The 12,894-nt window shown below is 45.3% G+C and carries 14 protein-coding genes; 11 read left to right on the top strand and 3 right to left on the bottom strand.

All coding sequences use genetic code 11. From position 1 onward, the window contains the following. Positions 1 to 8 precede the first annotated feature (8 nt). From rsxC to R7O03_RS09875, 7 genes are all read left to right on the top strand, one after another. Positions 9 to 2,759 carry an electron transport complex subunit RsxC gene (gene rsxC / locus R7O03_RS09905; protein ID WP_318131692.1) on the top strand — a complete coding sequence of 917 codons (2,751 nt, stop codon included), beginning with the start codon at positions 9 to 11 and terminating at the stop codon, positions 2,757 to 2,759. After that, a complete protein-coding gene (gene rsxD, locus R7O03_RS09900; RefSeq protein WP_005380749.1) occupies positions 2,759 to 3,805 on the top strand; it encodes an electron transport complex subunit RsxD in 1,047 nt (348 codons plus the stop codon). The genes rsxC and rsxD overlap by 1 nt, the downstream gene beginning before the upstream one ends. 7 nt (positions 3,806 to 3,812) lie before the next feature. Beyond that, positions 3,813 to 4,445, top strand: a complete 633-nt coding sequence (gene rsxG, locus R7O03_RS09895; protein WP_005380747.1) for an electron transport complex subunit RsxG — start codon at positions 3,813 to 3,815, stop codon at positions 4,443 to 4,445. Then, the gene (locus R7O03_RS09890) at positions 4,445 to 5,137 is read left to right on the top strand and encodes an electron transport complex subunit E (protein ID WP_005380745.1); all 693 of its coding nucleotides are present in this window, start codon (positions 4,445 to 4,447) and stop codon (positions 5,135 to 5,137) included. The genes rsxG and R7O03_RS09890 overlap by 1 nt, the downstream gene beginning before the upstream one ends. A gap of 64 nt (positions 5,138 to 5,201) precedes the next feature. After that, complete coding sequence (gene nth / locus R7O03_RS09885) at positions 5,202 to 5,843, top strand: endonuclease III (protein WP_215810522.1); 642 nt, start codon at positions 5,202 to 5,204, stop codon at positions 5,841 to 5,843. A 32-nt stretch (positions 5,844 to 5,875) separates the two neighbouring features. Beyond that, positions 5,876 to 6,292 (top strand): lactoylglutathione lyase, encoded by a 417-nt coding sequence (gene gloA, locus R7O03_RS09880; RefSeq protein ID WP_031780931.1) that lies wholly within the window; start codon positions 5,876 to 5,878, stop codon positions 6,290 to 6,292. Between the two features lie 150 nt (positions 6,293 to 6,442). After that, positions 6,443 to 6,877 (top strand): DUF2753 domain-containing protein, encoded by a 435-nt coding sequence (locus tag R7O03_RS09875; protein ID WP_005384886.1) that lies wholly within the window; start codon positions 6,443 to 6,445, stop codon positions 6,875 to 6,877. A 120-nt stretch (positions 6,878 to 6,997) separates the two neighbouring features. On the opposite strand, the gene motY is transcribed toward R7O03_RS09875, so the two are convergent. Next, positions 6,998 to 7,879, bottom strand: a complete 882-nt coding sequence (motY, locus tag R7O03_RS09870; protein ID WP_213866424.1) for a flagellar protein MotY — start codon at positions 7,877 to 7,879, stop codon at positions 6,998 to 7,000. Positions 7,880 to 8,220: 341 nt separating this feature from the next. On the opposite strand from motY, the gene rnt reads away from it, so the two are divergent. Both rnt and R7O03_RS09860 read left to right on the top strand, forming a co-directional pair. Beyond that, on the top strand, positions 8,221 to 8,865 hold the full coding sequence (rnt, locus tag R7O03_RS09865; RefSeq protein WP_005384888.1) for a ribonuclease T: 645 nt from the start codon (positions 8,221 to 8,223) through the stop codon (positions 8,863 to 8,865). Positions 8,866 to 8,893: 28 nt separating this feature from the next. Further along, positions 8,894 to 10,219 carry a Na+/H+ antiporter family protein gene (locus tag R7O03_RS09860; RefSeq protein ID WP_017821192.1) on the top strand — a complete coding sequence of 442 codons (1,326 nt, stop codon included), beginning with the start codon at positions 8,894 to 8,896 and terminating at the stop codon, positions 10,217 to 10,219. A gap of 78 nt (positions 10,220 to 10,297) precedes the next feature. On the opposite strand, the gene R7O03_RS09855 is transcribed toward R7O03_RS09860, so the two are convergent. Then, positions 10,298 to 10,927, bottom strand: a complete 630-nt coding sequence (locus R7O03_RS09855) for a DsbA family protein (RefSeq protein ID WP_005384890.1) — start codon at positions 10,925 to 10,927, stop codon at positions 10,298 to 10,300. Positions 10,928 to 11,001: 74 nt separating this feature from the next. Next, on the bottom strand, positions 11,002 to 11,337 hold the full coding sequence (locus tag R7O03_RS09850; RefSeq protein WP_017635833.1) for a Grx4 family monothiol glutaredoxin: 336 nt from the start codon (positions 11,335 to 11,337) through the stop codon (positions 11,002 to 11,004). Positions 11,338 to 11,622: 285 nt separating this feature from the next. On the opposite strand from R7O03_RS09850, the gene sodB reads away from it, so the two are divergent. Both sodB and R7O03_RS09840 read left to right on the top strand, forming a co-directional pair. Then, positions 11,623 to 12,207, top strand: a complete 585-nt coding sequence (gene sodB, locus R7O03_RS09845; RefSeq protein ID WP_005396533.1) for a superoxide dismutase [Fe] — start codon at positions 11,623 to 11,625, stop codon at positions 12,205 to 12,207. Positions 12,208 to 12,362: 155 nt separating this feature from the next. Next, a complete protein-coding gene (locus R7O03_RS09840; RefSeq protein WP_318131691.1) occupies positions 12,363 to 12,866 on the top strand; it encodes a VC2046/SO_2500 family protein in 504 nt (167 codons plus the stop codon). Positions 12,867 to 12,894 lie beyond the last annotated feature (28 nt).

Raw genomic sequence — 12,894 nt, 5'->3', positions numbered from 1 at the left:
GGTTTCACATGTTGTCTTTGATTGAACAAATTCGTACAGGCGCGCTTTGGGATTTCCCAGGTGGTGTGCATCCGGCAGAAAATAAAAAGCAGTCCAACAAAACTGAACTCGCTCATGCGGCTATCCCGTCAGAAATTGTATTGCCGCTAAAACAGCACATTGGTAAAGCGGGTAACCTACTGGTTTCCGAAGGTGACTACGTATTAAAAGGTCAGCCATTAACGCAATCGGAGACCGGCTTTACGGTTCCAGTGCATGCTCCAACATCAGGTACGCTCACCGCGATTGAGCCACGAACTGTCGCGCACCCTTCTGGGTTAAGTGAATTGTGCGCTGTCATCACGCCTGATGGTAACGATGCATGGTGTGAAAGAAACCCCGTCGCAGATTACCAACAAGAAACCTCTGACGCACTGATTGATGTTATTCGTCTCGCTGGTATTTCTGGTATGGGTGGCGCAGGCTTCCCTACTGCAAAAAAAATCCAATCAGGTTTTGCTCGTACCGAGATTCTTATCGTTAATGCAGCAGAGTGCGAGCCATACATCACGTCTGATGACAAGCTCATGCAAGAACATGCCGAAGAGCTTATTCAAGGTATCGAAATTGTCGAACATATCCTGACACCAAAGCTCACTATTATTGGCATTGAAGACAACAAGCCAGAAGCAATCAAAGCGCTAGAAGCTGCGGCTATAAACAAAGATATCGTTATTCGCGTTATCCCGACTAAATACCCTTCTGGCGGTGAAAAACAGCTGATCAAAATTTTAACCAATAAAGAAGTACCAAGTGGCGCGATTCCAGCCGATATTGGTATTTTGGTCCAGAATGTTGGTTCTCTTTACGCTATAAAACGCGCAGTCATCGACGGTGAACCGATGATAAAGCGCATCGTGACTCTCACTGGTAAAACCTTCAAACAACCACGCAACGTTTGGGCATTGTTAGGGACACCAGTACAAGCACTGTTGGATGAGTTTGGCTATAAAGCAGATAAGAAGTTACAGCGTTTAATTATGGGTGGGCCAATGATGGGCTTTACCCTTCCTCACTCCCAAGTGCCGATTACCAAGACAGCAAACTGTATCCTTGCTCCGACTCGTCGTGAGATCTCTCCGCACCAGTATGAGATGGAATGTATTCGCTGTAGCCAATGTGCAGAAGCGTGCCCTGCTTCGCTGCTGCCTCAACAACTGCAATGGCATGCAAAAGCTGAAGAGTATGACAAACTCGAAGAGTTAAACTTAAAGGATTGTATCGAGTGCGGCGCTTGTGCGTTTGTGTGTCCAAGTGAAATTCCGCTCGTACAGTACTACCGCCAAGCGAAAGCAGAAATTCGAACTAGAACACAAGAAGCGGAAGCTGCAGAGCGAGCAAAACTGCGTTTCGAAGAGAAAAAAGCGCGTATGGAACGCGAAAAAGCAGAACGTGAAAATCGCTTCAAGAAAGCTGCCGATCAACGCCGAAAAGAGATGAAGTCTTCTGGTAGCGATGATGCGATAGCAGCAGCGATCGCACGAGTGAAAGCTCAAAAGACAGAAACCACTGAAAAAGCAGAGCCAGCAGTAAAACCAGCCGTAGCGGCAGCCATTGCCAAAGCGAAGGCTAAACAAGCGGCAGCAGCTAAAGCAGGCTCTAGTGAACCTGATAACTCAGAAATGGCAAAACTGCGCGAAGAACGCAAACGTCTTGCTCGCGAACGTAAAGCGCAAAAAGAACAAGGCGAAACGCCAGACAATAACGCTGATGATAAAAAATCGGCAGTTGCGGCCGCCATCGCCCGAGCTAAAGCGAAAAAAGCACAACAAGAAGATTCAACTGAATCTGTAGAATCGGAAACGTCTGCGCAGCAAGACGGCGATCCGAAAAAAGCCGCGGTGGCTGCTGCCATTGCACGTGCCAAAGCACGTAAAGCGAAGCAAGCAGACTCAACTGAAGCGGAAGAAGCTGACGCACCTGCTGAGCAAACCGACGATCCGAAAAAAGCCGCAGTTGCCGCTGCAATTGCTCGAGCCAAAGCGCGCAAAGCGAAGCAAGCAGACTCAACCGAAGCGGAAGAAGCTGACGCACCTGCCGAGCAAACCGAAGATCCGAAAAAAGCCGCCGTGGCTGCTGCGATTGCACGTGCCAAAGCACGAAAAGCGAAGCAAGCAGACTCAATTGAAGCGGAAGAAGCCGAAGCACCTGCCGAGCAAACCGAAGATCCGAAAAAAGCCGCCGTGGCTGCCGCGATTGCACGTGCCAAAGCACGTAAAGCGAAACAAGCAGACTCAACTGAAGCGGAAGAAGCTGAAGCACCTGCTGAGCAAACCGACGATCCGAAGAAAGCCGCAGTGGCTGCTGCCATTGCACGTGCCAAAGCGCGTAAAGCGAAACAAGCAGACTCAACTGAAGCGGAAGAAGCTGACGCACCTGCCGAGCAAACCGAAGATCCGAAGAAAGCCGCCGTGGCTGCTGCCATCGCTCGAGCCAAAGCGCGCAAAGCGAAGCAAGAAACGCAAACTGAGCCTGTTGAAGACGCAACTTCTGAAGAACCAGAAGTGGATCCGAAAAAAGCCGCGGTTGCTGCTGCCATTGCACGCGCGAAGGCTCGTAAAGCGAAACAAGCAGACTCAACTGAAGCGGAAGAAGCTGAAGCACCTGCCGAGCAAACCGAAGATCCGAAAAAAGCCGCGGTTGCCGCAGCAATTGCGCGCGCGAAGGCACGCAAAGCGCAACAAGAAGCTAATAAAAATAATACTGAGGAGAACGAGTAGTGTCGTTTTTTATTGCCAGTTCACCGCATACCCACAGTCGTCGTAGTACGCCAGACTTAATGAAATGGGTGGCACTTTGCGCACTTCCAGGTTTAGTAGCTCAAACCTACTTCTTTGGCTGGGGTACGCTTATTCAACTGATTTTTGCCATTGCAGTCGCTGTATCCCTTGAAGCCTTAGTCATGATCTGTCGTAAACGCTCACCAATGAGAGCGCTACGTGATAACAGTGCAATAGTTACCGCTTGGTTGTTAGCCGTTGCTATACCACCATGGTCTCCGTGGTGGATTATGGTGATCGGGCTTATTTTTGCGATAGTAATCGCTAAACACCTCTATGGTGGCCTTGGACAAAACTTATTCAACCCTGCAATGGTCGCTTATGTGGTCTTGTTGATCTCTTTCCCAGTACAAATGACGAGTTGGAGTGCACCGACATCACTCATACCTGATCATGTAAATTTTGCAGATACACTCTCTTTAATTTTTACGGGCTATGATTACGACGGCTTATCACTTCAGCAAGTTCGCTCAGGTGTTGACGGCGTGACAATGGCGACACCACTTGATGCATTTAAGACTGGCATTCTTACAGGTGCCACTCCAAGCGAAGTAATGTCGCAGCCAATATTTGATGGCTTAGGTGGTATTGGTTGGCAATGGGTAAACCTTGCTTACCTTCTTGGCGGCATAGTCATGATCAAAAAGCGTATCATCCAATGGTATATTCCAGCAGGTTTCCTTGCGAGTCTGACTCTGTTTAGCCTAGTGTTCACGTTGCTGACGCCAGGGGAAACTGCGTCGCCAATTTTACACTTGTTATCTGGTGCAACCATGCTTGGCGCATTCTTTATTGCAACCGATCCCGTTTCGGCGTCTACCACCGTCAAAGGACGTTTAATCTTCGGTGCGCTTATTGGTGCTTTGGTTTTTATCATTCGCAGTTGGGGCGGTTTCCCAGATGGTGTTGCATTTGCAGTGTTGCTTGCAAATATGTGTGTGCCACTGATCGATTACTACACCAAACCTAGAACTTACGGTCACTGAGGTAAAAATGTTAACCGCTATTAGAAAAAATGGTCTGACACTCGCGATATTTGCATGTGCAACAACCGGATTAGTCGCCCTTACTCAGTACCTAACAAAAGACCAAATCAAGGTACAAGAGCAAAAACAATTACTTTCTGTTTTGAATCAAGTCATTCCAGAAAACATGCATGACAACGCACTCACGCAAGCTTGTACAATGGTCACGTCTCCAGATCTGGGGACATTACGTGCGATGCCAGCCTACCTCGCCACGAAGAATGGTGAACCAACAGCAATCGCAATAGAATCTATCGCGCCAGATGGCTACAATGGTGAGATAAAAGTGATTACTGGGATTGATAATCAGGGCAATATTTTGGGGACACGCGTCCTAAACCACCAAGAAACCCCTGGTCTGGGCGATAAAATCGATCTTCGTGTCACCGACTGGATCCTGAGCTTTACAGGAAAACAAGTCACGGAAAACAATTGGAATTCGTGGAAAGTTCGTAAAGATGGCGGCGATTTCGATCAATTTACTGGTGCAACGATCACGCCAAGAGCCGTCGTAAAAGTGGTGCGAAATACCGTTAACTACGTAAACCAATCTCGTGAAGACATTCTTAGCCAGCCGTTAGGCTGTGAAGGAGAGCAGTAATGAATGAGAATAAATTACTGATGAAAAACGGTATGTGGAGTAATAACCCCGCTCTCGTACAACTGCTGGGCTTATGTCCACTGCTAGCGGTTTCTTCCACGATAACCAATGCATTAGGTCTTGGTATTGCAACCTTACTCGTGCTAGTTGGATCCAACGTAACAGTTTCTCTTATCCGTAACTATGTGCCAAAAGAGATCCGTATACCTGTATTCGTTATGATCATTGCCTCACTCGTTACCTGCGTTCAGTTGTTAATGAATGCCTATGCGTACGGTTTGTACCTGTCTCTAGGTATCTTTATTCCTCTGATTGTAACGAACTGCATTATTATTGGCCGAGCAGAAGCTTACGCGTCAAAAAATGATGTTGCACCCGCTGCGCTAGATGGTTTGTGGATGGGCCTTGGTATGACGAGCGTCTTGGTTGTTTTAGGTGCCATGCGCGAATTAATTGGTAATGGCACACTATTCGACGGAGCAGACCTGCTCCTAGGAGACTGGGCTTCAGCTCTACGGATTCAAGTTTTCCAATTTGACAATAGCTTCCTGTTAGCGCTTCTCCCACCTGGTGCATTTATCGGCGTTGGGCTGTTGATAGCGCTCAAAAATGTCATAGATAATTCAATTCAGGCACGTCAACCAAAAGAAGAAAAACCAACCATAGAACGTGCTCGCGTCACTAACGCATAACAAGATAAGGCTCTGTCATAGGAGCCTTTTTCATAAACCGCAGAGACGGTATTGGAAGTCAGCAATGAACAAAATAAAAAGAATCGAGATTCTTGAGCGATTACGAGAAAACAATCCGAATCCTCAAACTGAGCTTAACTGGAACTCCCCTTTTGAGCTGCTAATCGCTGTATTACTATCAGCTCAAGCAACCGATGTAAGCGTCAATAAAGCCACCGACAAGCTTTTCCCTGTAGCGAATACACCTCAAAGCATTCTTGATTTGGGAGTCGATGGCTTAAAAGAATACATAAAGACCATCGGTTTGTTTAACTCAAAGGCAGAAAACACAATCAAGACTTGTAAGATCTTGTTGGAAAAACACAATGGTGAAGTTCCTGAAGATCGTGCAGCGTTAGAAGCGCTACCAGGCGTAGGTCGCAAGACCGCAAACGTCGTGCTCAACACCGCTTTTGGTTGGCCAACTATTGCCGTCGATACGCACATTTATCGCGTGTCGAATCGCACTAAATTTGCGATGGGAAAAACGGTTGATGATGTCGAGCAGAAGCTATTAAAAGTTGTGCCAAAAGAGTTCAAACTCGATGTGCACCACTGGCTCATTCTTCATGGTCGTTATACGTGCGTAGCAAGAAAGCCTCGCTGCGGTAGCTGCATTATCGAAGATTTGTGCGAATATAAAGAGAAAGTATACCCAGATAGCTAACGCTATTTGTAAATCAAAGCTAGGAGCAAAAAATGTCAAACGGTCGAATTCTCCACACTATGCTTCGCGTAGGTGATCTAGACAAATCCATCAAGTTTTACACTGAAGTTATGGGCATGCAGCTGCTTCGTACTAACGAAAATAAAGAGTACGAATACACGCTAGCGTTTCTTGGTTATGGTGACGAATCCCAAGGTGCAGTGATCGAACTGACTTACAACTGGGGTAAAACTGAGTATGACTTAGGTACCGCTTTTGGTCATATCGCCATTGGTGTTGATGATATCTACGCAACTTGCGACGCTATCAAAGCGGCGGGCGGTAATGTGACGCGTGAGCCAGGTCCAGTAAAAGGCGGAAGCACGCACATTGCATTCGTAAAAGACCCAGATGGTTATATGATTGAGCTTATTCAAAACAAGCAAGCTTCAGCAGGTCTTGAAGGCTAAGCGGCACTTCTAATAATCACTTGTACTGCAAGTTGAACTCCGATTACAGGCAGGTCTGCGATCTGCCTGTCCTTTTATAAACAAAACTCTTTACTTGATAATAGTTATCGTTTAGATTTATCCGCAACTTCGATATGCGGGATTACGATAATGATCAGTGAATGGGAAAAACACACACTTCTAGCCGATACGGCACTTCAACTAGATGACCCTGTTCGCAGCATTCTTCATTACCAGCAAGCCCTAAGCCTGAGTGAAGATATCAGCGAATGTGTGGAAATTGAGGCGGACGAGCGATTATTAATTTCTGTGATTTCTTGTCATAACTTAGCTCAGTTCTGGCGTTGGGCTGGAGATACTGACTATGAACTCAAATACCTTCAACTGGCCTCTGAGAAAGTCTTAACACTTATCCCACAATGCCCAAATAAAGAGTGTGCAAGCTTTATCGACTCGATAGGATGCTGCACTAAGGCGTTGATAGACTTTATGAAGCGTCACCCTAATCCGGCTATTGCCAAACAGGTTGAAAAAATAGATACCGCAACCAATTGCGAAGTCATTGCCAAATTCCGCTTAAACTAACATTCAAATTATACAGCAAGAATCACCGAAAGGTGCTTGGCAAAATACCACTAAAATATTATTAACAACGTCAGTAAATCAAAAACGCCGAAGCTTTCAGCTTCGGCGTTTTTATATGCATCACACTTGGGTTCGCCCTAGAGATATCACGACTCGGCGGTTTTTGTCTTTTCCTATTGGCGAACCGTTATCTGCAATAGGACGACGCTTGCCGTACCCTTGCACTTGAATTCGATCTTCCGGTAGCCCTAGAGACTGAAAATAGTCACGAAGTGACTCTGCACGTCGCTCTGATAAACTTTGACTCGCACTTTTACCATCGGTTGAATCTGTGTACGTCGCTACCAGCACGAGATCGATATCTTGATTATGTCGGATATAATCTGCAATTTGTGATAAACGCTTTTTAGAAGCCTTGGTTAACTGATCACCTTGTCTTTCGTAGTGCAAAATCGTAAAAGCAATGTCCTCGAAACTGTATTTCAATAAGTTGGAAATACAGTCGCTAAACGCGTTGTACTTGTTTTGAAATAGTACTGATGACAATGCGACTTCAATTCTCTGATCTCGGCTCTTCCAATCTTGGTAACTAAAAGTCGGATAACGGCCTTTTTCCAGCTCAGACAACATGCCCCATGCTGTTTGCCCTCCGACATAACCATCAAACTGTTTAAAAAACTTTAGGTTTGTAATTCGATCGGCGTGTTCACCTGGTCGCCAAGGTGGCGGCATAGAAATGAGACTGACGTTACGTGTTTCTCCCATCGGAAGACGCATTTTTAACTCAAAGTCTAAATTGATTTTTTTATTTGCACGAGATGAAAATACCGCATCTCCAAAGCTTGGAATGGGGTGTACAAGCTGACATTCTAATGGTGTATTGACCACCATTTCCCATTGAGATTGCTGTGGAGTTGCAGCATAACGTTTGCCCATCAAAGCGAAGCTGCTTGTGCTAAACAACGAAAATACAACACCACTGGTAATCAGCCATTTCTTCATCTAATACTGTCTCTTAAACGGCAGTCTGTTGCCATCAATTTGCATCAATAAAACCACTTCAACCAGCATGCAAAAATCTCGCCAATATAGGGTTATCTGTCACACTGCCATTAATGTGAGCCACCGTGTTCCAATCACCTTAACCGCCACTTAGCGTTTTACTTCCTCATGTTTTATCGGTTTACATGATGCAAAGTATGGCGAATAAACGTCTACATAATATGCAATACAAACTTATTGATTGGATGCAAAATAGAATTCCGGTTTTCTCTTAAATTGCGGTTTTTCTCATCGGTATAATCTGCAATAATGTAGCCTTCGTCACACAAAAATAAGCCAACATGACACTAGAAAATGAAGCTCTAACCTTGAAAAAACGCTTTCGTGGTTATTTCCCTGTGGTAGTAGACGTTGAGACCGCTGGTTTCAATGCTCAAACTGATGCACTTTTAGAAATCTGTGCCGTTACGTTGAAAATGGACGAACATGGCGTGTTGCATCCGGCCTCCACCATTCATTTTCATGTGGAACCATTTGAAGGCGCTAACTTAGAAAAAGAAGCGCTTGAATTCAATGGTATTCGTGACCCTTTCAGCCCTCTTCGAGGTGCTGTTTCTGAGCAAGAGGCTCTAAAGGAAATTTATAAGCTTATTCGCAAAGAACAAAAAGCCGCAGATTGCTCACGTGCAATTATGGTTGCTCATAACGCAGCATTCGACTTGGGTTTTGTAAATGCAGCAAATGAACGCTGTAAACTAAAAAGAGTCCCTTTTCATCCCTTTGCTACTTTTGATACGGCTACATTAAGTGGCCTTGCTTATGGCCAAACAGTTCTCGCTAAAGCATGCAAAACAGCCGGGATGGAATTTGATAACCGTGAAGCACACTCTGCGCTTTACGATACACAAAAAACAGCAGAATTATTCTGCGGTATTGTCAACAAATGGAAGGCCCTCGGCGGTTGGCCGCTTGTCGACGAAGAATAATAAGTAAACACAACATATTAGGAAAAGTATGAATCCTGTCGTTATATCAGTGTGCGTCATGCTCGTGTTAGCATTGATGCGCGTAAACGTGGTGGTTGCCCTCACGTTTAGTGCCATCGTAGGCGGCCTAGTCGCAGGCATGAGCCTTGGGGATACGGTTGCCGCATTTGAAAGTGGTCTAGGTGGCGGTGCAACTATTGCGCTAAGCTACGCCATGTTAGGTACTTTCGCTGTTGCCATCTCGAAATCAGGCATCACGGATCTACTGGCCAAAAGTGTTATCAAGCGCTTAAATGGTAAAGAAAACTCGGCGTCAACTACCGGGTTAAAGTACGCGGTGTTAGTCGCGCTCGTTCTTGTCACTATGTCATCTCAGAACGTAATTCCGGTCCATATCGCCTTTATTCCAATTTTGATTCCACCTCTTTTGGGCGTATTTGCGAAACTTAAGCTCGATCGACGTTTGGTCGCGTGTGTTCTTACCTTCGGTTTGATCACACCTTACATGATCTTGCCTGTTGGTTTCGGCGGTATTTTCTTAAACAACATTCTGTTAAAGAACCTACATGACAACGGTTTGGAGAATGTGGTTGCAAGCCAAGTCCCAACCGCCATGTTACTGCCTGGTGCAGGTATGCTGTTTGGTCTATTACTGGCTATCTTTGTTAGCTATCGTAAACCGCGTGTCTACAAAGAAACTGAGTTGACTGTCGTTGACGAAACCGATCATGTCATCAATAAAAAGCACATCTTGGTTGCGGCACTTGGTATTGTCGCTGCTTTGGGTGTTCAGCTTTACACGGGTTCAATGATTATCGGTGCTCTAGCTGGCTTTATGGTGTTTACTTTCGGCGGCGTTATTGCATGGAAAGAGACGCACGACGTGTTCACTAAAGGTGTACACATGATGGCAATGATTGGCTTCATCATGATTGCAGCGGCAGGTTTTGCAGCAGTAATGAAGCAAACTGGCGGTGTTGAAACACTAGTACAATCGCTATCAACCAGCATCGGTGACAATAAGCCTTTAGCTGCACTACTGATGCTGATCGTTGGTCTGTTGGTAACAATGGGCATTGGTTCATCGTTCTCTACGATTCCAATCCTTGCAACTATCTATGTGCCTCTTGCGCTAGCATTTGGCTTCTCGCCGATGGCAACGATTGCACTGGTAGGTACTGCGGCGGCGTTAGGTGATGCAGGCTCTCCAGCTTCTGACTCTACATTAGGCCCTACATCTGGTCTAAATGCCGACGGTCAACATGAGCACATTTGGGAAACAGTCGTTCCAACCTTTATCCATTACAATATCCCTCTAATCATCTTTGGTTGGATTGCAGCAATGGTGCTTTAATACTATTGTTTGGATGGATATACATTTAGTTACGAAAAAGCCGCTCAATGAGCGGCTTTTTGTTATTCATAACTGTGGTTATTGCGCTGGCATATTGTCAATAATACGCTCACGAATCAGCTTCAAGGTTGGTTCTGTCGACAGGTAATCGATGGCAATCGGAAAATAAGCGTCGTTAATTTTAAGAACCAAGCTAGGGTAAGAGTTCACACCTAGGCTCTTTGCAAGGCTCAATTGATCTTCGAACACACCTTCTAAGAAAGAGCCATCCATGTCATTCTTGAATTGCTGAACATTCAAGCCAATTTCTCTCGCTAATTGCAAGTGAGTGGCTTCTTCATGAGGAGGCATCGCACGTAAGTAATACGCATGCTGAATCGCTTCTAGCATCTGCTCATAAGAATCTTGAAAGCCCGCTGCAATAACCGCACGACAAGATTGGTAAGTGCTTCTAACTGGCGTACAAAGCTTCCAGAAATCGTAGTTAAACTTAGTGCCTAACTGGCGCTCAATCTGCTTCCAAATACCTTCGAGTTTTTGTTGCATCTCGGGCGGCATCGGTAAATTAGTATCTGGCGCAAGACCACCAACCACATACTCAAACTGAATCACACCTGGCAGTTGCTGTTTTAGTTTATCCAGCGTTGGTTTGTAACCCCAACACCAACTGCACATTGGGTCATGCACGTAGTAAAGCTTTATGTTCATTCCACTAACCTAAAAAGAAAAAGGAGCCAGTACGGCTCCTTCGTATTCTATCGCTAAATGTGAGTATTTACGAATTACTCAGCTTGATCTTCAGCGCGCGCTGCTGCTTCTTTGATTAGAGGCTGCAGTTCACCTTTTTGGAACATTTCTAGAATAATGTCACAACCGCCGATAAGCTCACCTTCAACCCATAGTTGAGGGAAAGTTGGCCATTGCGCGTACTTTGGTAACTCAGCACGGATATCTGGGTTTTGCAGAATGTCTACGTAAGCGAACTTCTCACCACATGCCATTAGTGCCTGTGACGCTTGAGAAGAGAAACCACAGCTAGGTAGTTTCGGTGATCCTTTCATGTACAGCAGGATTGAGTTTTCAGAGATCTGCTGTTTGATTTTGTCGATAGTTTCCATCGCTTCCTCATTCATGGGTTTGAACTTTATTTATTTGCCACATTCTACTCAATAACGACAGAATAAAAACCATATAATTAATAAGGCTTAATTTTAGGTTGCTCATTGGCGAGCAATGCAGCACTTCACCACTGCTAACCTCTTAAAATATTTTCATATCGGGGTTTTAATAAAGTAAAAACTTGCTAAAATACTTAGCAAGTCAGCCTTAAAGGCGACATAGCTATAAAAAAACACTGGAAGCAATCGAAAGGTCATCCTTTCAAATCAATGGAGAATCGAGTAATGGCATTTGAACTACCAGCTCTTCCTTACGCGAAAGACGCACTAGAACCACACATCTCAGCAGAGACTCTAGACTACCACCACGGTAAGCACCACAACACTTACGTTGTTAAGCTTAACGGTCTTATCCCTGGTACTGAGTTCGAAGGCAAAACTCTAGAAGAGATCATCAAGACTTCTACTGGTGGCGTATTCAACAACGCAGCGCAAATCTGGAACCACACGTTCTACTGGCACTGTCTTGCTCCAAATGCGGGCGGCGAGCCAACTGGCGCAGTTGCAGACGCAATCAACGCAGCATTCGGTTCTTTTGAAGAATTCAAAGCGAAGTTTACTGATTCAGCAATCAACAACTTCGGTTCTTCATGGACTTGGCTGGTTAAGAAAGCTGATGGCTCTCTAGAGATCGTTAACACTTCTAACGCTGCTACTCCTCTAACAGAAGAAGGTACAACACCACTTCTAACTGTTGACCTATGGGAACACGCGTACTACATCGATTACCGCAACGTACGTCCTGATTACATGAACGGCTTCTGGGCTCTAGTAAACTGGGACTTCGTAGCTGAGAACCTAGCGAAGTAATATACTTCCCCCCTAAGTTCAATTTAGTCTTATTCAAAAGCTCGCTATTTAGCGGGCTTTTTTGTTTCGCCTTCCCTAGCACCTTTAAATAATTCCCTCTTTTACTAAAGTTTTTCTTATCCACGCCGTTAAAAGAGCATCGAGCGAGGAACATCATGCAAATTCATACGTTAGACAAAGCTGCAATTATCAACGAAATTCAGTTCGGCAACGGTATCAACCATGCTGTTCACGAAGGTCGTCGTGCCGATTTTTCGCTGATTCTGTCTATGTTCTCTAATGATGTTCGCGATGTGGTCCCAGTTGAAGAGGTCCAGGAAGTCATCACCAGTGACAGTATTCTTCGCCAACAATTGGGTTTATCGCAACCTCAAGCTCTTCGTTCTGATAGCAGCAGCTATGAACTCGCAGCTGAACAAGCGAAACAGTTTCACGATGCAGGATTGCCTTCCGCAAAGCTGAGCCATTACCTAAAACCAGATGCGCTGACTTACCTGCCTGAAGACACATTCAACCTACCAGAGGAGGTTTATCACAACCTATCTGGTCATGAGCGACGCAAATTGGGCGAACGCAACAAACAACTGATCCCAGATGCTGGGCTATATAATCAGCTAGTGACGGCTCAACGTCAGCATCAAATTCAAGCTAAAGCATAGAGATCCGCTTTTTATCCAATAGCTTGCA

This window comes from Vibrio sp. Vb2960, from assembly GCF_033337665.1.
Taxonomy (GTDB): domain Bacteria; phylum Pseudomonadota; class Gammaproteobacteria; order Enterobacterales; family Vibrionaceae; genus Vibrio; species Vibrio alginolyticus.
This window is presented reverse-complemented; position numbering and strand designations above follow the sequence as displayed.

What these genes read in the sequence shown, in the direction of transcription:
- rsxC (WP_318131692.1), top strand. Translation starts at nt 9, where the DNA reads ATGTTGTCTTTGATTGAACAAATTCGTACAGGCGCGCTTTGGGATTTC.
- rsxG (WP_005380747.1), top strand. Translation starts at nt 3,813, where the DNA reads ATGTTAACCGCTATTAGAAAAAATGGTCTGACACTCGCGATATTTGCA.
- R7O03_RS09890 (WP_005380745.1), top strand. Translation starts at nt 4,445, where the DNA reads ATGAATGAGAATAAATTACTGATGAAAAACGGTATGTGGAGTAATAAC.
- nth (WP_215810522.1), top strand. Translation starts at nt 5,202, where the DNA reads ATGAACAAAATAAAAAGAATCGAGATTCTTGAGCGATTACGAGAAAAC.
- gloA (WP_031780931.1), top strand. Translation starts at nt 5,876, where the DNA reads ATGTCAAACGGTCGAATTCTCCACACTATGCTTCGCGTAGGTGATCTA.
- R7O03_RS09875 (WP_005384886.1), top strand. Translation starts at nt 6,443, where the DNA reads ATGATCAGTGAATGGGAAAAACACACACTTCTAGCCGATACGGCACTT.
- motY (WP_213866424.1), bottom strand. Translation starts at nt 7,879, where the DNA reads ATGAAGAAATGGCTGATTACCAGTGGTGTTGTATTTTCGTTGTTTAGC.
- rnt (WP_005384888.1), top strand. Translation starts at nt 8,221, where the DNA reads ATGACACTAGAAAATGAAGCTCTAACCTTGAAAAAACGCTTTCGTGGT.
- R7O03_RS09860 (WP_017821192.1), top strand. Translation starts at nt 8,894, where the DNA reads ATGAATCCTGTCGTTATATCAGTGTGCGTCATGCTCGTGTTAGCATTG.
- R7O03_RS09855 (WP_005384890.1), bottom strand. Translation starts at nt 10,927, where the DNA reads ATGAACATAAAGCTTTACTACGTGCATGACCCAATGTGCAGTTGGTGT.
- R7O03_RS09850 (WP_017635833.1), bottom strand. Translation starts at nt 11,337, where the DNA reads ATGGAAACTATCGACAAAATCAAACAGCAGATCTCTGAAAACTCAATC.
- sodB (WP_005396533.1), top strand. Translation starts at nt 11,623, where the DNA reads ATGGCATTTGAACTACCAGCTCTTCCTTACGCGAAAGACGCACTAGAA.
- R7O03_RS09840 (WP_318131691.1), top strand. Translation starts at nt 12,363, where the DNA reads ATGCAAATTCATACGTTAGACAAAGCTGCAATTATCAACGAAATTCAG.